Source organism: Ensifer sp. (assembly GCF_031989085.1).
GTDB lineage: Bacteria > Pseudomonadota > Alphaproteobacteria > Rhizobiales > Rhizobiaceae > Ensifer.
Map to the genome: position 1 here is coordinate 160,470 of NZ_DALZXU010000003.1, position 18,227 is coordinate 178,696.

At 64.1% G+C, this 18,227-nt stretch carries 17 protein-coding genes; 15 read left to right on the forward strand and 2 right to left on the reverse strand.

Annotation, left to right across the window (positions count from 1 at the left end; all coding sequences use genetic code 11):
• Positions 1 to 6: 6 nt before the first annotated feature.
• Genes RTP54_RS17855 through proC form a run of 4 tightly spaced genes read left to right on the forward strand, consistent with a single transcriptional unit; the run spans position 7 to position 5,259 of the window.
• Positions 7 to 1,086, forward strand: coding sequence for an ABC transporter ATP-binding protein (locus RTP54_RS17855; protein WP_312364709.1), 1,080 nt, complete (start codon positions 7 to 9; stop codon positions 1,084 to 1,086).
• Complete coding sequence (locus RTP54_RS17860) at positions 1,083 to 2,849, forward strand: ABC transporter permease subunit (RefSeq protein ID WP_312364711.1); 1,767 nt, start codon at positions 1,083 to 1,085, stop codon at positions 2,847 to 2,849. Before RTP54_RS17855 ends, RTP54_RS17860 begins: the two co-directional genes overlap by 4 nt.
• Before the next feature lie 21 nt (positions 2,850 to 2,870).
• A complete protein-coding gene (locus RTP54_RS17865) occupies positions 2,871 to 4,403 on the forward strand; it encodes an AMP-binding protein (RefSeq protein WP_312364713.1) in 1,533 nt (510 codons plus the stop codon).
• Between the two features lie 37 nt (positions 4,404 to 4,440).
• Positions 4,441 to 5,259 (forward strand): pyrroline-5-carboxylate reductase, encoded by an 819-nt coding sequence (proC, locus tag RTP54_RS17870; protein WP_312364715.1) that lies wholly within the window; start codon positions 4,441 to 4,443, stop codon positions 5,257 to 5,259.
• Between the two features lie 18 nt (positions 5,260 to 5,277).
• On the opposite strand, the gene RTP54_RS17875 is transcribed toward proC, so the two are convergent.
• The gene (locus RTP54_RS17875; protein ID WP_112815945.1) at positions 5,278 to 6,204 is read right to left on the reverse strand and encodes a LysR family transcriptional regulator; all 927 of its coding nucleotides are present in this window, start codon (positions 6,202 to 6,204) and stop codon (positions 5,278 to 5,280) included.
• Between the two features lie 286 nt (positions 6,205 to 6,490).
• Here RTP54_RS17875 and RTP54_RS17880 point away from each other — a divergent pair, with 286 nt between their 5' ends.
• Genes RTP54_RS17880 through RTP54_RS17900 form a run of 5 tightly spaced genes read left to right on the forward strand, consistent with a single transcriptional unit; the run spans position 6,491 to position 10,744 of the window.
• Positions 6,491 to 7,267, forward strand: coding sequence for a 5-oxoprolinase subunit PxpA (locus RTP54_RS17880; RefSeq protein ID WP_312364716.1), 777 nt, complete (start codon positions 6,491 to 6,493; stop codon positions 7,265 to 7,267).
• A gap of 16 nt (positions 7,268 to 7,283) precedes the next feature.
• Entirely contained in the window at positions 7,284 to 7,526 is a 243-nt protein-coding gene (locus RTP54_RS17885; protein ID WP_112806226.1) for an acetyl-CoA carboxylase, read from the forward strand.
• Positions 7,523 to 8,908 (forward strand): acetyl-CoA carboxylase biotin carboxylase subunit, encoded by a 1,386-nt coding sequence (locus tag RTP54_RS17890; protein WP_312364719.1) that lies wholly within the window; start codon positions 7,523 to 7,525, stop codon positions 8,906 to 8,908. The genes RTP54_RS17885 and RTP54_RS17890 overlap by 4 nt, the downstream gene beginning before the upstream one ends.
• The gene (locus RTP54_RS17895) at positions 8,908 to 9,783 is read left to right on the forward strand and encodes an allophanate hydrolase subunit 1 (RefSeq protein WP_312364721.1); all 876 of its coding nucleotides are present in this window, start codon (positions 8,908 to 8,910) and stop codon (positions 9,781 to 9,783) included. Before RTP54_RS17890 ends, RTP54_RS17895 begins: the two co-directional genes overlap by 1 nt.
• Positions 9,773 to 10,744 carry a biotin-dependent carboxyltransferase family protein gene (locus RTP54_RS17900; protein WP_312364723.1) on the forward strand — a complete coding sequence of 324 codons (972 nt, stop codon included), beginning with the start codon at positions 9,773 to 9,775 and terminating at the stop codon, positions 10,742 to 10,744. Before RTP54_RS17895 ends, RTP54_RS17900 begins: the two co-directional genes overlap by 11 nt.
• A 90-nt stretch (positions 10,745 to 10,834) precedes the next feature.
• Here the strand turns inward: RTP54_RS17900 and RTP54_RS17905 are convergent, their stop codons facing one another.
• Positions 10,835 to 11,845 (reverse strand): GntR family transcriptional regulator, encoded by a 1,011-nt coding sequence (locus RTP54_RS17905; protein WP_112806218.1) that lies wholly within the window; start codon positions 11,843 to 11,845, stop codon positions 10,835 to 10,837.
• A 572-nt stretch (positions 11,846 to 12,417) separates the two neighbouring features.
• On the opposite strand from RTP54_RS17905, the gene RTP54_RS17910 reads away from it, so the two are divergent.
• The 6 genes from RTP54_RS17910 to RTP54_RS17935 all read left to right on the forward strand — a co-directional run bounded on the left by RTP54_RS17910 (position 12,418) and on the right by RTP54_RS17935 (position 18,149).
• Entirely contained in the window at positions 12,418 to 13,494 is a 1,077-nt protein-coding gene (locus RTP54_RS17910; protein WP_112832965.1) for an ABC transporter ATP-binding protein, read from the forward strand.
• Positions 13,495 to 13,563: 69 nt separating this feature from the next.
• Positions 13,564 to 14,454, forward strand: a complete 891-nt coding sequence (locus RTP54_RS17915; protein ID WP_409517165.1) for an ABC transporter permease — start codon at positions 13,564 to 13,566, stop codon at positions 14,452 to 14,454.
• 2 nt (positions 14,455 to 14,456) lie between these two features.
• A complete protein-coding gene (locus tag RTP54_RS17920) occupies positions 14,457 to 15,302 on the forward strand; it encodes an ABC transporter permease (protein ID WP_112806212.1) in 846 nt (281 codons plus the stop codon).
• Positions 15,302 to 16,051 carry an SDR family oxidoreductase gene (locus tag RTP54_RS17925; RefSeq protein ID WP_312364731.1) on the forward strand — a complete coding sequence of 250 codons (750 nt, stop codon included), beginning with the start codon at positions 15,302 to 15,304 and terminating at the stop codon, positions 16,049 to 16,051. Before RTP54_RS17920 ends, RTP54_RS17925 begins: the two co-directional genes overlap by 1 nt.
• A 14-nt stretch (positions 16,052 to 16,065) precedes the next feature.
• On the forward strand, positions 16,066 to 16,839 hold the full coding sequence (locus RTP54_RS17930; protein WP_312364733.1) for an SDR family NAD(P)-dependent oxidoreductase: 774 nt from the start codon (positions 16,066 to 16,068) through the stop codon (positions 16,837 to 16,839).
• Between the two features lie 77 nt (positions 16,840 to 16,916).
• The gene (locus RTP54_RS17935) at positions 16,917 to 18,149 is read left to right on the forward strand and encodes a PotD/PotF family extracellular solute-binding protein (protein WP_112806208.1); all 1,233 of its coding nucleotides are present in this window, start codon (positions 16,917 to 16,919) and stop codon (positions 18,147 to 18,149) included.
• Positions 18,150 to 18,227 lie beyond the last annotated feature (78 nt).

The window sequence follows — 18,227 nt, forward strand, 5'->3', positions numbered from 1 at the left end:
AAATAGATGCTCGCGAAGCCCGAACAAGCCACTCGCCCCAAACTTCTCGTCGACGGACTGGCCAAGAGCTATGGCGCGACCGTCGCCCTGAAGCCCACGCACGTCGCAGTCCAGACCGGCGAGTTCCTGACGCTTCTCGGGCCTTCGGGCTCCGGCAAGACCACTTTGCTGCAGATGATCAGCGGGCTGGTCCTGCCGACGGAGGGCCGCCTGTTCATCGACGGCAGCAACGAGACCGATACGCCGGTGCACAAGCGCGACATCGGCCTGGTTTTCCAGCACTACGCCCTGTTTCCGCATCTGACGGTGGCCGAGAATATCGGCTTTCCCCTGAAGATGCGCGGCAAGAGCAGTGCCGAGATCGACAGGCAGGTCAAAGGCGCTCTCGACATGGTGCAGCTCGGCCACCTGGCCGGGCGGTTCCCGCGCGAACTCTCGGGCGGGCAGCAGCAGCGCGTCGCGCTTGCCCGCTGTTTCGTTTACCAGCCTTCGATCATCCTGATGGACGAGCCGCTGGGCGCGCTCGACAAGAAACTGCGCGAACACATGCAGTTCGAGATCAAGCGGCTGCACCGGCAGACCGGCGCCACGATCATCTATGTGACGCACGATCAGGAGGAGGCGCTGGCGCTGTCCGACCGCATCTGCCTGATGAACCACGCCATGGTCGAGCAGATCGGCCCGCCGCAGGAAATCTACGCCCGGCCGCGTACCGCCTTTGCCGCCGATTTCATCGGCATCTCCAACATCTTCCGTGGCCGCGTCGAGATCGGCTCCGGTGGTGTCGCCCATCTTTCGACCGAAAACGGCCGCTTCCGGATTGACGGCACCGGCCTTTCCAACAATGCCGAGATGGCGCTGGTGGTGCGGCCGGAGCATCTCGAACTCGGTTCGACCGGTGCAAACGAGATCAGTGGCCGCGTCGCCGAGGTCGTCTATGCCGGATCGGAAACCCGCCTGCTCGTCGACATCGCGGCCGACGCGCTGGTCACGGTTCGTGTCCTTCCCGGCAAGCCGCTGCCGAGCATTGGCGAAACCATCACGCTCAGCTGGGCGCCGGAAACGGCCGTGCTGGTGACGCCATGACCACCGCCGCCATGACCTCTGGACGCGCAGCGCGTCCCAATCGCTTCCGCTTCGGTCCACTTTGGCTGGCCGTGCCGGGCATCGCCTTTCTGCTGATCTTCTTCCTCGTTCCCGTCGCCAGGCTCATGGGCCTCAGCCTCGAGGACGCCGACACCGGCGCGATGACCGCAAGCCATTATGCGAGGATCCTGGAGACGGACGTCTATTTCCGCGTCCTGTTGATCACGTTCCGGATCGCAGGGCTGACGACGCTCTTCTCGCTGCTGCTCGGTTATCCCTTGGCCTACTGGCTGTCGCGTCTGCCGGACCGCACGCGCGGGACGATGATCCTGCTCGTCATGGTGCCGTTCTGGACGAGCTACCTGGTCAAGAGTTTTGCCTGGGTCATCGTGCTCGGCCGTACCGGCGTCATCAACCAGATCGGCCTTGGCTCGGGTCTGCTCAGCCAGCCGCTCGAACTCTTGCACAACGAACTCGGCGTGATGATCGGCATGGTCCATGCCATGGTGCCGCTCGCAATCCTCACCATGCTGCCTGTCATGACCGGCATCGATCGACGGCTGACGCAGGCGTCAGGGACCTTGGGCGCGACGCCGGCAAAGGGCTTCTGGCTCGTCTACTTCCCGCTTTCGCTTCCGGGTGCCGCCGCCGCCGGTCTGCTTACCTTCATCTCCTCGCTCGGTTTCTTCATCGTCCCGGCCCTGCTTGGCGGCCGTCAGCAGACGATGCTCGCGCAGTTGATCATCGTCCAGGTGCAGGAGATCCTGAACTGGGCCTTCGCAGGGGCGCTCGCCGCCATGATGCTGGCAGCAGCACTGGTGACGTGCTGGCTCTACGATCGGGTGTTCGGTCTCTCCAGCCTGTCCGGCGAACCGTCCGACGGCAAGGCTGGCAAGACAGGTGTTCTGCGTGCCATCGGCCTGGGGATCCTTGATCGGGTCGCAACCGTCAGCAGCGCCATTGCATCCGGCAGTCACGCTCTGCTGGGGCAGGCGGTTTCAAGCCGCATGCTCGGCATCTACAGCCTCATGATGTTCGCCTTCCTGATGCTGCCGACGCTCGTCGTGCTGCCGATTGCCTTCACCAGTTCGCAGTTCCTCGAGTTCCCGCCGCCGGGCTATGGGCTGGAATGGTTCAGGACTTATTTCACCTCGGACCTCTGGGTGGCTGCCACCATCCGCTCCTTCGGCGTCGCCTTCGCGACCGCCATCGTTGCAACGGTCATCGGCGGTTTTGCGGCGCTCGCACTTGCCCGTTCGCGCTCGCGCTGGCGGGGCATCATCTTCGCCTTCTTCCTGGCGCCGATGATCGTGCCGCGCATCGTCATCGCCGTCGGCCTGTTCTACCTCTTTGCACAGATGGGACTGGTCGCGACCGATGTCGGCCTGGTGATCGGCCACACGGTGCTGGCATTGCCCTTCGCCTTCGTCGCAATCGCCGCTGTGTTGAAGAGCTATGACTGGCGGCTTGACCAGGCGGCGGCGACGCTCGGGGCAAACCGGGTCCAGGCCCTGCGCTTCGTCACCGTTCCCTTGATCAAGAGCGGCCTGACCGCAGCGTTCCTGTTTGCCTTCATCACCTCGTTCGACGAGCTGACCGTGGCGATCTTCGTCAGCGGCGGCGTCAAGACGACCCTGCCGAAGCAGATGTGGGACGACATGATCCTTCAGCTCAACCCGACGCTTGCGGCGGTTTCGGTCGTCGTCTTCATCGTCGTGACGACACTTCTCCTGGCGGCGGAAAAACTCCGCCGCTCCTCCTGACACGCTATTCGAGATCTTCCCATGACCGTATCTCTCGAAGGCTTCCTCGGAAGCTTCACGACCAAGGCTGCCCGCAAACCGGAACAGGTGTTTGCCCGTTTCAACGGCGAGCCGATCACCTTCGCCACGCTCGACGCGATGTCGGCAGCCCTTGCCGCCGAATTGCGCCAGCGCGGCCTGAAATCCGGGGATCGCGCCGCCGTCATGATGCGCAATTCGCGGCTGTCGCTTGCCGTGCTCTTTGGCCTCGCGAAGGCCGGCGTCGTCTGGGTGCCGGTCAATGCCCAGCTGCGCGGCGAGGGCCTGCGCTATATCCTCGAACATTGCGAACCGGGCGTTGTCATCTGTGACGCCGAGCTTGCCGAAACGATCGCCGAAAGTGGTGCCGCGCTACCCGCGGCCGGGCTCATTCTCGCCGGCGAACCGGCGGGTGCGACGTCGCTCGAGACGATCCTGTCTTCGGGTGCCGCCTTCGAGGAGGCGCCGCCTGCCGCCGACGATCTGTTTGCGATCATGTATACCTCCGGCACCACCGGCCGGCCGAAGGGCGTGCTCGTGACCCACGGCATGATCCGGCTTGCCGGCGAGGCGGTGCGCACGCTTTCGGTGGCCGGTCCCGGCGATGTCTTCTTCGTCTGGGAGCCGCTCTACCATATCGGTGGCGCGCAGCTGATCGTGCTGCCGATCATCGAAGACCTTTCGCTCGCCATGGTCGACAGGTTCAGCGCCAGCCGGTTCTGGGACCAGGTGCGCAACTATGGCGCCACCCATATCCACTATCTCGGCGGCATCCTGCAGATCCTGCTGAAGCAGCCCGAAAGCGAGCGGGATCGTGAGCATCCGGTGCGGATCGCCTGGGGCGGCGGTTGCCCGAAGGAGGTCTGGCCGCTGTTCAAGGAGCGCTTTGGCGTCGAGATGCGCGAGTGCTACGGCATGACCGAAGCCTCCAGCATCACCACCTGCAACGCCAACGGCGTCGTCGGTGCCGTCGGCCAGCCGATGTCCTGGTTCTCGGTCGATATCCTCGACGACAAGGGTGCGCCGGTACCAACAGGCGACAAGGGCGAGATCGTCGTGCGCACCTCGCTTGAGGGGGCGCTGTTCAAGGGCTACCTGCGCAATCCCGAAGCGACGGAAAAAGCGCTTCGCAACGGCGCGCTTCACACCGGCGATTCCGGTTCCTTCGACGCGGACGGCAATCTCTGGTTCCATGGGCGGTTGACCGACAGCGTCCGCTGCAAGGGTGAGAACGTCTCCGCCTGGGAGGTCGAGCATGTCGCCGCCGCCTATCCGGCGGTGGAAGATTGCGCCATCATCGGCGTCGCCGCTGACGTCGGCGAACAGGACATCAAGCTCTTCGTCAAGCCGAAGCCGGGCGCCGCGATAGATCCGATCGACCTGTCCGGTTGGCTCGCCCATCGGCTCGCGCCCTACCAGAACCCACGCTACATCGCCGTCGTCGACGAGTTCGAACGCACGCCGAGCCAGCGCATCATGAAGCACCGGCTGCCCGCCGGTCTCGACAATTGCTGGGATCGGCTGGCGCGGCCATGACCTTGGTGGCCACGGCGAACGAAGGAAGGTGAGAGGGATGGATCAGTCTGACGGGATCGTGCTGGTCGGCTGCGGCAACATGGGGTTTGCGCTGCTCGAAGGCTGGATCGGGCGGGCCGGCATTGCCGCCGACCGGATCCATGTGATCGAGCCTGTGGATCAACTGCGCAACCGCGCGGCGGCCGCGGGCGCCACGGTCTACGCAGACGCGGGCGACCTGCCACAGGCGTTGCGCCCTCGCGCCGTCATCGTCGCCGTCAAGCCGCAGGTCATCGGTGCCGTGCTCGGCGCTTACAGTCGGTTCAGCGGAAAGGCTGTCTTCATCAGTATCGCCGCCGGCGTGCCGATCGCGCGCTTCGAGGCCACTCTTGGCGAGACCGCGATCGTTCGCGCCATGCCCAACATGCCGGCTTCGATCGGCTTGGGCGTGATTGCAGCCTTTGCCAACGTCCACACCGGCGAAGGCCAAATGGCTGAGGTGACCGGCCTGCTTGGCGCCGTCGGCAATGTTCACTGGCTCAAGGAAGAAACGCTCGTCGACGCAGCGACGGCGATATCTGGCTCGGGGCCGGCCTATCTCTTCCATTTCATGGAGTGCCTGGAGGAAGCAGCGATCGCCGTGGGCTTGCCGGCGGCAACGGCACAAGCCCTGGCCAGCCAGACCGTCTGCGGTGCCGCCGCACTTGCCAGCGCCAGCGCCTTCTCGCCGGCGGATTTGCGCCGGCAGGTGACAAGTCCGAACGGCACAACGGCTGCCGCGCTCGACATCTTCACGGCAGAGCCAAGTCTTGGCGATCTGGTGAAGCGGGCGGCGGCCGCTGCGCACCGCCGGGCGTTGGAACTGGCTGTCGGCTGACCGACCTTCGTGAGCGGATCAGGCCGTGGTGAACGACGCGTCGCGCACGCCCGGGATGTGAAACGTCTGCTGGAAATAGGACCGCAATGCCTGCATCGGCGGCGTGAACTCCGCGCCGCGGCGCCAGGCAAGGCCGACATCCATGGCCGGCACGGTGTCGCGCACGTTGATCGTCTCGATGCGCCGGCCCTCCAGCGACCAGGGGCGATGCACCATGTCCGACAGAATGGCGACGCCCTGGCCGTTTGCGACCAGCGAGCGCACGGCCTCGACGGAGGAAGTCCGCAGGATGACGCGTGGCTGATAAGTCGAGGCGCTCCAGTATTTCAGTGAGGAGTGTGCGGCCTCATCGACCGTCAGCATGATATAGGGCTCCTCGGCGATCTCGCGAAAGCCGACGCTGTCACGCTGAAGCAGCGGATGCTGGGCCGGCACCCACAGCCTTCGCGTCGAACTCATCAGCTTTTCGGTCGTCAACGCCGGATTGAGGATGTTCGACGTCAGAAGCACCGCCATGTCGTAGCGGTTGGTCAGCAGACCTTCTTCGATCGATTCCCGCTTCAGTTCGAACAGTTGCACATCGAGTTTCGGGAACAGCCGCCGCAGCCGCTCGATATGCTGCGGCAGGAAATAGCCGATGACGGTATAGGTGGCCGCGATTGCCAGCGTGCCCTCGACGGCACTGCTGACGACGTTGAGATGTGTCGCCTCATCCACCTTCTTCAGGATCTCGTAGGCGTGCGAGAGGAACTGCCGGCCGGCCATCGTCAGGTCCATGCCGCTCGGCGTGCGCAGGAACAGGTTTGCGCCGACGATGCGCTCCAGTTCCTTGATGGCCGTGGTGACCGCCGATTGCGAGATCGAAAGATCGATCGCCGCCTGCGATATCTGGCCGAGCTCGGCGGTTGCGACGAAATAGCGAAGCTGGCGAAGGCTCATCGACATCACGCATTCCCATCTGATTTTTTAATAATGCGGCTGAGAAAATCAGAAAGCCTGCCGTGTGTTTGAGCAGTCAGCTGATCATCTCTAGGGCATCATCGGCTAAGCCCTTCTGAAGACGCTAATTTTCCGTCGCGGCTTTTGCAACTGCGAATTCTGAAATTCAGATAATGAGCATGTGAAAATAGAATTTTTCAAATGCGCCGTTTCACCCTAGCGTTTCCCGAGAGGTCAGGGTTGCCGGGAGAGCAATCTCCAGGAGAGCGACCTGCAACAGAGGGATGAGGCATTGCTCGACGTCGTCGACATCAATTGCGATATGGGAGAAGCCTTCGGTCGCTGGCGTATCGGCGATACGGATGACGCTGCGCTCATGCCGCTGATCAGTTCTGCCAACATCGCCGCAGGCTTTCACGCCGGCGATCCCAACCTGATGGATGAGACGGTTCGGCTTGCCGCCGAACATGGCGTCGGTATCGGCGCGCATCCCGGCTATCGCGACCTGCAGGGGTTCGGCCGGCGGAAGATTGCCGGCACGGCCCGCGAGCTCGTCAACGACATCGTCTACCAGGTCGGCGCAATCCGCGAATTCGCCCGGCGCCACGGCGCACCTTTGCAGCACGTGAAGCCGCATGGCGCGCTCTACATGGAGATGGCCGTCAACCGCGAGCTGTCGCAGATCTTCATGCAATACATGCGCACGGTGGCGCCGAACGCGTTCGTCTTCTGCATGGCCGGATCGGCGACGGAGCTTGCGGCACAGGAAGTCGGCCAGCCCGTCATTCGCGAGTTTTATGCCGATCGCGATTATGACGATAGCGGCTCGATCGTCTTTACCCGCGATGCCGGACGGCCTGATGCGGCGGCTATCGCCCGCAAAGTCGTTCGCGCCTGCCGCGAGGGCCGCGTGCGCACGGTCACGGGCGCCGATATCGACGTCCCGTTCGAATCCATCTGTTTTCATTCCGATACGCTGGGCGCGCTCGATATCGTGCGCCTCATGCGGGAGGGGTTGAGTGCCGAAGGCATTCGCATCGCTCCCGCCTCTCAGGTCAAAACCAGATAACATAGCGGAGGCAACCATGAGCAAGCACGAAATACGATCGCCCCTTCCAGGAACCTTCTATCGCTCGTCTGCTCCCGATGTCCCGCCGTTCAAGACGGATGGAGACCCGGTTTCCTCCAGCGACGCCATCGGCCTGATCGAAGTCATGAAGACCTTTCAGGAGATCCAGGCCGGTGTGGCGGGCGGCAGCATCCGCTTTCTCGTCGACAACGAAGAGCCCGTCATGGCCGGCCAGGTGATCGCCGAGGTCGAGCAATGAAGCTGCGCTCGGTTCTTGTTGCCAATCGCGGCGAGATCGCCGTTCGCATCATCCGCGCCGCCCGGGCGCTCGGCATTCGCACGGTCCAGGTCTATAGCGCCGCCGACGCCGACATGCTGGCCGTGAAGCTCGCCGACGAGGCGATCGAAATCGGACCGCCGGCGCCAAAGAAATCCTATCTCAATATCGAAGCCGTGATTGAGGCGGCCAAACGCGCCAATGTCGATGCGGTGCATCCCGGTTACGGCTTCCTGTCGGAGAACGGCGATTTCGCCGACGCGGTGGTTGCCGCCGGGCTCATCTTCATTGGGCCATCGGGTGATGCGATCCGCCTGCTCGGAGACAAGGTGGCGGCCCGCACTGTTGCCGAAAAGGCCGGCGTGCCGACGGTGCCGGGCAGCGACGGCCGGATCTCGAGCCTGGCCGAAGCGCTATCGGTCACGGAGCGCACCGGCTATCCCGTCATGATCAAGGCGGCGGCCGGTGGCGGTGGTCGCGGCATCCGCATCGTCAACGACGCGTGCGAACTGGAGACCCAGTTTCCGCAGGCATCCGCCGAGGCGCTGGCCTCCTTCGGCGATGGCGGCCTCTATCTGGAAAAGGTCATTACCCGCGCCCGACACGTCGAGGTGCAGATTCTCGGCGACGGCAAGAATGTCGTGCACTGCCATGAGCGTGAATGCTCTCTGCAGCGGCGACGGCAGAAGGTCTGGGAAGAGGCGCCGTCCTTCCTGCTTCCATCAGAGGTGCGACAGAAGCTCTGCGACAGCGCCGTAGCCCTTGCGCGCTCCGTCGGTTACCGCGGCGCGGGCACGGTCGAGTATCTCTACGACGACGAGACGCGCGAATTCTACTTCATCGAGGTCAACACCCGCATCCAGGTGGAACATCCGGTCACCGAGATGATCACCGGCATCGATCTGGTCGAGGAGATGTTTCGTATCGCCGCCGGCGCGCCGCTGTCGATCCGCCAGGCTGACATCAAGGTCAGGGGTCACGCCATTGAGTGCCGCATCAACGCGGAGGATCCGAGGCGCGGCTTCATGCCGGCGCCGGGCAAGATCGAAAGGCTGGACGTGCCCGAAGGCGAGGGCATTCGCTTCGATACGATGCTCTACGAAGGCTACGTGATCCCACCGTTCTACGATTCGCTGCTCGGCAAGCTGATCGTCTGGGGCGAAGACCGCGCGGCGTGCCTGGCACGCCTGTCGCAGGCACTGGAGCGCCTGAGGATCGACGGCGTGCCGACGACGATCCCGTTGCATCGAGCGCTCGCTGCCGATCCGCAGATCGCCAAGGGTGCCTTTCATACCCGCTTTCTCGAAACCTGGCTTGAAACTGAATTTGCCGCCGATGGCGGCCGTGCCGCGGAGGTCGCGTGATGCCGACACGATACACGTTCGGAGGCGACGAGCACCTGTTCGTCGAATGCAGCGACGAGATGTCGTTGGAAGCCTTCTTCAAGAGCCTCTCCATGGCCAACGGCGTCAAGGAGAGCGGCATCAAGGGCATCACCGAAATCTGCCCGGCCAACGCGTCGTTCCAGATCAAGTTCGATCCCGATGTCATCAAGCCCGATGACGTGCTGCGGGAAGTGCGCGCCATCGAGGGTGCAGCCGCGCGGGCCGAGCCCGTCATCCGCACCCGCATCGTCGAGATCCCGGTCTACTACAACGACCCCTGGACGCACGAGACGCTGATGCGCTTTCGTGAACGCCACCAGGAACCGTCGGGAACCGATCTCGACTATGCGACCCGGATCAACGGCTACGGCGATGTCGACGATTTCGTCGCCGCCCATTCCGGCTCGCCATGGTTCGTCTCGATGGTCGGCTTCGTTGCCGGCCTGCCGTTCATGTACCAGATGGTCGAGCGGCAACGGCAGATCCAGGTGCCGAAGTATCTGCGCCCGCGCACGGATACGCCACGGCTGACCGTTGGCCATGGTGGTTGCTTCGGCTGCATCTATTCGGTGCGCGGTGCCGGCGGCTACCAGATGTTCGGCATCACGCCGATGCCGATCTTCGATCCGACGCAGACCACCAGCTATCTCCGCGATTTCATGGTGTTCTTCCGGCCTGGCGATATCGTCAAGTTCAAGCCGATCGACCGCGACGCCTATGACCAGGCGGTCGAGGATGTCGACAAGGGGCGCTTCAGTCCGCCGGTCCGCGAGGTCAGCTTCGACCTGCGCGAATTCCAGAAGGATATCACTGGCTACAACACCCGGCTGGAGGGCATGATCAATGGCCATTAAGGTTCTGCATCACGGGCTTGCGACCACCGTCCAGGATCTTGGCCGTCCCGGTTACTTCCATCTCGGCATTCCGCTCGGGGGCGCGATGGATCGTTATGCGCTGCGCGCCGCCAACCTGCTCGTCGGAAACGACGAGGGTGCCGCCGGTCTCGAGGCGGTGTTCCTTGGCCCCAAGCTCGAATTTACCGAGGACGCAGTGGTTGCCGTGACCGGCGCCGACATGCCGGTCAGGGTCGACGGCGTCGAGCAGCCGGGATGGACGGCCTTTGCCGTTCGTGCCGGCCAGACCCTGACCTTCGATTTCCTCAAATCCGGCGCTCGCATCTATATCGCCGTTGCCGGCGGCATCGACGTGCCGCTGGCGCTCGGCAGCCGTTCGACCTACCCGATCGGCGCGCTCGGCGGCTACAAGGGCCGGCCGCTTGCTGCGGGCGACGAACTGCCCGTCGGTGCCGGCAACGGCTCCGGCGAGGGACGCTCGGTCGATGCATCCTTGCGGCGCCTGGCGGCGGCACCCGTCGCCCTGCGCGTCCTGCCGGGCCTCTATTGGGACCGTCTCTCCGACGAGGCGAAACAGAGCTTCTTTGCCGATGAATGGAAGGTGGCGCCGGAGGCCGACCGCATGGGTTACCGCTTCCGTGGTGGCACCAAGCTCTCCTTCGTCGAGCGTGAACAGCCGTTCGGCGCCGGTTCCGATCCCTCGAACATCGTCGACAGCTGCTATCCCTATGGCTCCATCCAGGTGCCCGGCGGAACCGAGCCGATCATCCTGCATCGCGATGCGGTATCGGGCGGCGGCTACTTCATGCTCGGCACGGTGATCTCGGCCGACATGGACCTGATCGGGCAGATGCAGCCACACACGCCGACGCGCTTCGTCAAGGTGACGATGGACGAGGCGCTGGCGGCGAGGGCCGCGGAAACCGTCAGGCTCAGCGCCTTGCGCGCGTCGCTTGCCTGAGGGGACGGGGAAAGGGAGGCCGGGATGGCGCGCGGGCATCGGAAAGGACAATCGGTAGCCGCGCTGAAAGCCGGTATCGCGCGCGTCTGCCTATTCGACGACGCGCGTCAGATAGGCGGCCGTCACGCTCGGGCCTGGAATGATCGCGACGATCTTCATCTGCGCGATCGTCCGGTTCATCGAGGCGTCGATATGGTTCTCCAGCATCGCTGCCGCCGCCGCCGTCGCGCCGCGTGTCATCAACTCCACGATCAGCCTGATTTCCGCGATCACCGCGGGATCGCCGGGAAGACCGAGCTGCCGCAGCAGCCGTTCCGTCGCCGTCACCGGCAGCAGGTTGTTGCGGATCAGTTCGCGCAGGCGTTCGTTCGGCATCGCCAGCACGCAGCACTCGGTAAACTGCGTGCGGATGTCTTCAAGGCTCTGCCAGGCGTCGGCGGCCTGCGGGCTGTCGAGCTTGCCGAGCCTCTCGAACAGGGCGGCAAGCCGGTCCCGGTCGATATGGCCGGCGCCGAGCGCCAGCGCCTGCGGCTCCAGCAGCCGGCGCAGCATGAAATGGTCCTTGACGGTCTGGGCCGTCAGCGGTCCGGCGATCCAGTGCGAGCTCTGGTTCTTGCGCACCAGTCCGCGCTCGCGCAGCCGCGTCAGCACGTCGCGCACCACGGTGCGGCTGACGCTGAAGTGGTTGGCCAGTTCGTTTTCGATGATGCGGTACTGGCCGAAGATGACGCAGCCGGCGACGTCGTTTTCGATTTCGGTGTAGATGCGCTCCCAGGACGAGCGGCTCTGCAGCGCCTCGTCGGCATGCTGCGGGATCGTCAGCCCGAGCGACTTGATGTCGGTGCGGTTGGGTTCGATCGCCCGGCCCGGCGGCCCGACGAGATAACCACGGCCCTTGAAGCGGTGTACGAGCCCGTCGCTTTCCAGTTGCAGGAGCGCGCGCTGCACGGGCGCTCGCGAAATCTGCAGGATCTCGGCAATCGGTCCCTCGAGCAGGACGAGGCCCGCCGGCAAGATGCCGTCGGCGATATTGCTGCGCAGCACGTCCTCGGCAATTTCATAGCGGCGCTGGGTATTCTGGCCGAGGCGTGGCTCGCTCATGCGGTCGGGCGTCTTCCGTTTGGCTGGCAATTTCGTCCTCTTTCTTTACGCCACTTGCCGGGGACTGTGACAGCTGAAAATAAATGCATTTTGCATACCGATTGGCAAATTAAATGTGCGTTTTGAGGCGGCCCTTGATGTTTGGCTATCGGTAAAACAGCCATGCGAGAGCGAAAAATGATGATTCCGCCGCCTTGGCATCACGTTTGCACGGAGGGGTGGAGTGGCTGTTTACCGCTGATTGCATAGGGTTTCGCAGGGGCTGAGCCGCATTCGGTGCCGTATCGGCTTTTGCGAGCATTTGGCGTGCGATGGGCGGCTTCTGCTCGCTCGAAATGGCGAATAAAAGTCTATTGCATACAAAAATCATTCATGTCATTGTTCGTGACATGCAAGCGCTCAGAAGAAGCGTGCAGGTGGAACTTATTTTTTGAACCGCAAAGGACCTTCATCCCCGACGCGCATGTGACCATGCGCGACCGCAATCGCATGTCCGTTCGGATGCCGCGTCGGCTCCGGCGACGGCGAAGCTTTGGGGGCGGACGTCTCGGCGGCAAACTGGCGGGAAACCAATGTCGACGGTCCTTCAGCTCAAGAGCATCACCAAAACCTACGGCGACATGCGCGCGCTGAGCGGTATCGATCTCGCCTTGCCCGGCGATGCCTATATCTCGCTTCTCGGGCCGAGTGGTTCCGGCAAGACGACGCTGCTCCGGGTCATTGCCGGCTTCGAGCAGCCCGATGGCGGCGCCATCCTGTTTGACGGAAAGCGCATCGACACCGTCGCGCCGCACAAGCGCGGCATCGGCTTCGTCTTCCAGAATTTTGCGCTGTTTCCGCACCTGTCCGTCGCGCAGAACATCGCCTACGGTCTGGAAAACCGGGATGTCGATCCCGTCACCGACCGGCGTGTCGTCGATGCGAGAGTGCGCGACATCATCAGCCTCGTCGGTCTCTCCGGTCTCGAGGGCCGCGCGGTCACGCAGATTTCCGGCGGCCAGCGCCAGCGTGTCGCGCTCGCCCGCACGCTCGTCACCGAGCCGCGCATGGTGCTTCTCGACGAGCCGCTCGGCGCGCTCGACGCCAATCTGCGCGCCCGGATGCGGGCGGAGTTGAGGGCGATCCGCGAACGCTGCGGTGTCACCTTCCTGCATGTGACCGGAAGCGAGGCCGAAGCGCTCGCCATGGGCGACACCGTGCTGGTGCTCGAAAGCGGCCGCATCGCCCAGTCGGCCGATTCCGACACTGTCTACAACAGGCCCGCGTCTCCGGCCGTTGCCCGCTTTCTCAACTGCTACAACCTTTTTCAGGGGCGGATCGAAGCCGGTGCGTTCGTCGGCGGCGCTGGCCGGTTCGCGCTCGGCGCTTCAGCGCCGACGCGGGCGGCGACCCCCGCCTACGCGATCCGCTACGACCGGGTTTCCGTCCGCCCACGCGATGCCGCCATTGGCGAGGACGAGATCCGGATCGAGGCCAATTTCGTCGCCAGCGAATATTCCGGGGCCGCGGTCAATTCCTTCTTCGCGCTCGATGACGGCCGGGTTTTCGAGGTTGAAAGCCACCTCAGCCACGCAGCGCCCGAGACCTATGCCGAACAGGGCCGCTACGCGCTCGTTTGGAAGCGGGAGGACGCCCTTGTCTATGCGTAAGCCCCATTTCGCAAAACCCGGCGCTTGCGCGCCGCACCGTTCCCGCCCGGAGAATGAGAGATGAGCATGATGGCCGTTGCGGAAGAGACGGAAATGGAACCCGTCGTCGAGAAGAAATCACCCGGAAAGGCGCTCTGGCTCCTGGCACCCGGCGTCATCTGGATGAGCCTCTTTCTTGTCCTGCCGATGTTGATGATGGTCTACGTGTCCTTCTGGACGCAGACGACGTTTACCATCGAGCCGACGCTGACGCTGAAGAGCTGGATCACCTTCTTCACCAGCGACACCTATCTGGGCGCGCTGTGGACCACGGTGCGCATCTGGCTGATCGTGCTCGTTGCAACCGTGCTGGTCGGTTATCCCGCCGCCCTTTTCGTCGGGCTGTTCGTCAAGAACAAGGCGTTGCAGACGGTGCTTCTGGTGCTGTGCGTCATTCCCTTCTGGACCTCGTTCCTGATCCGCGTTCTCGCCTGGCGGCCGATGCTCGGCAAGGAGGGCGCGATCAATATGATCCTGATGAACCTCGGCATTACCGACGCGCCGATCGAGGTGCTGCTGTTTTCAGAACTGTCGGTGATCATCGGCATGACGCAGATCTATTGCGTGTTCATGGTCGGGCCGATCGCCTTCATGCTCGGCCGCATCGACACCTCGATCATCGAGGCCGCCCAGGACCTCGGCGCCGGCTTCTGGCGGATCTTCCGCACGATCATCCTGCCTCTGTCGATGCCGGGCGTGGTCGTCGGCGCGATCTTCGTCTCGGTCATGGTTCTCGGTGAGTTCGCGACTTCCGCCGCGCTTTCCGGCCGCAAGGTCAATCTGCTCGGCAATATCATCGTCACCCAGGTCGGTTCGCTGAAATGGGCCTTCGCGGCGGTGGCCGGCGTGGTGCTTACCATCCTGATGGGTGCGGTCGTGGCGGCGCTCCTCAGGGTCGTCGATCTCAGGAAGGAGCTCTGATCATGAATGCCAGCGGCATCAAAACCGGCCTTGGGGCCTACACCGCGCTCTTCCTGGTCTTCCTCTACGGCCCGCTCGTCGTGCTTGCCATCCTGTCCTTCCAGACGGGACCGGAAGGCGGGCCGCAGTTCCCGATCATCGAATGGTCGACCTATTGGTACAAGCATCTCTTCGGCCTGACGCCGCCGTCGCGCATCGCGCCACTGCCGATCGAGCAGGCGCTGGTCCGCTCGCTCGGTCTCGCGGTGATGACCATGATCGTCTCGACGGTGCTCGGCGTCACCGCGGCACAGGCCTTCCGCCGCAAGTTCCGCGGCTCGGGCGTGGTCTTCTACCTCATCGTTCTCGGCATGATGGTGCCGGGCGTGCTGGTCGGTCTCGGCATGGCGCTCGTTGCCAACACGCTCGGTATCGACCGCCACTGGTGGAGCACCGCCTTCGTCCTCCACGTGGTTTACACCTTCCCCTTCGCCTTCCTGGTGATGCTGGCGATCTTCAACCGCTTCGATCCGAGCATGGAGGAGGCGTCCTGGTCGCTCGGGGTCACGCCGGCGCGCACCTTCCGCAAGGTGACGTTCCCTCTGATCTTCCCGGGCGTGCTTTCCGCCATGCTCTTTGCCTTCACGCTGTCCTATGACGAGTTTTCGCGCACGCTCTTTGCCTCCGGTCGCGACCTGACATTGCCGCTGGCGATCTACGGTACTTTCTCCGTCGAAGTGCATCCGAACGTCTTTGCCTTCGGCGTGCTGACGACGTTGTTTTCCTTCGCCCTGCTCGGGACCTACGCCGCACTGATGATGCTGTCGGTGCGCCGTGCCAAGCGTGTCGCGATCCAGGAGGAGGCGTGATGGCCAGCTCTTCCGCACGCGGCGCAGCGATCGTCACCGGTGCCGGCTCCGGCATCGGCCGGGCCATTGCCCTGAGACTGGCGGCTGACGGTTATGCCGTCGTCGTCAACGATCTCTCGCCTGAAAGTGCTGCCGCGGTCGCCGGCGAGATCGCGGCTGCCGGCGGCGTGGCGACGGCGGTTGCCGGCGACGTTTCGAGCGAAGCGGACGTCAAGGCGACGGCAGAGAAGGCAGCCCGGCTCCATGGCCCCGTGGCGCTGCTCGTCAACAACGCCGGCATCGCCCATCAGGCGCTGTTCGAAAATCTGGAGGTTGCCGATTTCGACCGGATGTTTGCGGTGCATGTGCGCGGCACCTTCCTGATGACGAGGGCGGTGCTGCCGGACATGCTCGCCCGCCGCGAGGGCGTCATCGTCAACATGGCCTCGCAGCTCGGCCAGATCGGCGGCGTGGAACTCGTGCACTATTCGTCCGCCAAGGCTGCGATCATCGGCATGACCAAGGCGCTGGCGCGCGAGGTGTCGAGCCGTGGCGTGCGCGTCAATGCCGTTGCGCCCGGCCCGATCAACACGCCGCTGGTCATGGGGCTCTCCGAAGAGTGGCGAGACGCCAAGAAGGCCGAACTGCCGCTCGGGCGCTTCGGCGAGCCGGACGAGGTCGCCGCGACCGTTTCGTTTCTGGCGTCGCCGGCCGCGAGCCTGTTCGTCGGCCAGACGCTCGGGCCCAATTCCGGCGACGTGATGCTTTGACAGGAAAGATGAATATGCCAGATCCTCAGAAATCCTCCCGCATTGTCATCGTCACCGGCGCCGGCATTGGCATCGGTCAGGCCGCCGCCCGGGCCTTTGCCGCCAAGGGCGACCATGTCGTCGTCACCGACATTCTCGAGCGCGAGGGCGCGGCCACGGTCGATGCGATCCGCGAGGCCGGCGGCTCTGCCGAATTTGCCTATTACGACGTGCGCTCGACATCGGCGACCGATGCGCTGATCGCCGACCTGGAAAAACGTCACGGCCGCATCGACGTGATCGTCGCCAATGCCGGCATTGCCCATCGCACCCCGCTTTCGGCCCTTACCGATGACAAGTGGGACCTGACCTTCGACATCGATCTGAAGGGCATCTTCCGGCTCGTGCGCGCCGCAGCGCCCGGCATGCGCAAGCGCGGCGAGGGCAGCATCGTCGCTCTCTCCTCGATCATGGGCGTCGCCTACGGCTGGGACGAGCATGTGCACTACTCCGCCGCCAAGTCCGGCGTCGTCGGGCTGGTGCGGGGGCTCGCGGTCGAGCTTGCCGGCGACGGCGTTCGCGTCAACGGCGTGGCGCCCGGCTACATCCGCACGGCGCAGCTGCTGTCGAAGGAAAACTCGCTGGGGCCGGAGGGCGCCGAAGCGGCTGCCGCCTTCATTCCGATGAAACGGCTCGGAACGCCCGAGGATATCGCCGACGTCATCGCGTTCCTGGCATCCGACAGTGCGAGATACATCACCGGCCAGGTGCTGGTCGTGGATGGGGGCCTCCTGGTGGGGCGCTACTAAAGCCGCGCTCAGCGGCGAACGAAATGGGGTTCGTGCCAATCGGGCTCCGGGGAACAACAACAACTGGAGAAGAGACAATGCCACGTATGGAACTCAATCGCCGCTCCCTCCTCAAACGGTCAGCAGGCATGATGGCGCTTGCCATGGGCGGCGGCACGCCGTTCCTGTCGTCGCGCGCAGCCTTCGCGCAGGCAGCCGACCTGGCCGGCCAGCAGCTGCGCACGATCGGACTTTCGGTCACCGTTCAGGAGCGCATCCTGGAACAGTTCAAGGCGGCCGCCGGCGTCGGCGGCACCTCCGGAACGGCCGCGACCTTCCCGGACGCCCAGACGAAGATCCTCTCCGGCTCCAAGGACTACGATTGCTGGGAAATCATCGCCGAGCGCCTGCCGTCGATCGTCATGACCAACAATGTCGAGCCCATTCCAGCCTCCGCGCTGAAGAACTGGGCCAACATCCGCGACACGTTCACAACCGCCAGCGACAAGTGGGACCGCTCCGCCCAGATCGTCGGCCAGATCTGGACCGATGAAAGCCAGACAGGGCTGAACATGGTGCCGGCGGTCTACAACTACGATTCCATCGGTTACAACCCGGATGTGCTTTCGGCCGAGGAGGCCAACAGCTGGACCGCGATCTTCGACCCGAAGTGGAAGGGCAAGTCCGGCATCAACACCGACCCCTTGATCGCGATCGGACAGGCGATGATGGCGATGAACTCGCTTGGCCTCTCCGACGTCAAGAACCCCGGCAATGCAACGGCGGCCGAAATCGACGAGGCGGCAAAGTTCCTGATTTCCAAGAAGAAGGAAGGCCAGTTCCGCGCGCTCTGGGGCGACTTCGGCGAGCTCGTCAACCTGATGGCATCGGGCGAAATGGTCGTCTGCGACGCCTGGCAGCCGGCGGTCATGGCCGTCAAGGCGCAGGGCAAGGCCTGCCGCTACGCGGTGCCGAAGGAAGGCTATCGCGGCTGGGCAATCGGGCCGGCGATGATTGCCGGAACCGCCAACAAGGAGGCGGTCATCGCCTATGCCGACTACTGGCTCTCGGGCGAGCCCGGCATCACCGTGTCCGAGCAGGGCTACTACTCGCCGTCGACCAACATCAAGAACGTCATGGCGCCGGAGAAATATGCCTTCTGGTACGAGGGCAAGCCCTGGGTCGGCGCCGAGGAGCGCGGCATCAAGGAAGGTGACCTGCGCGACGGCGGTTCGCTCGAAGAGCGCGCCAAGAACGTCGCCTACTGGCACCAGTGGCCGGATGAATACGACCACCTGATCCAGAAGTGGGACGAGTTCCTGAACGCCTGATCGGACAGGCCGGGAGGCGAAAACCTCCCGGTGTCCAGAAACACAGTGCGTGGCCCTTGCACGAACGACAATGCGGCC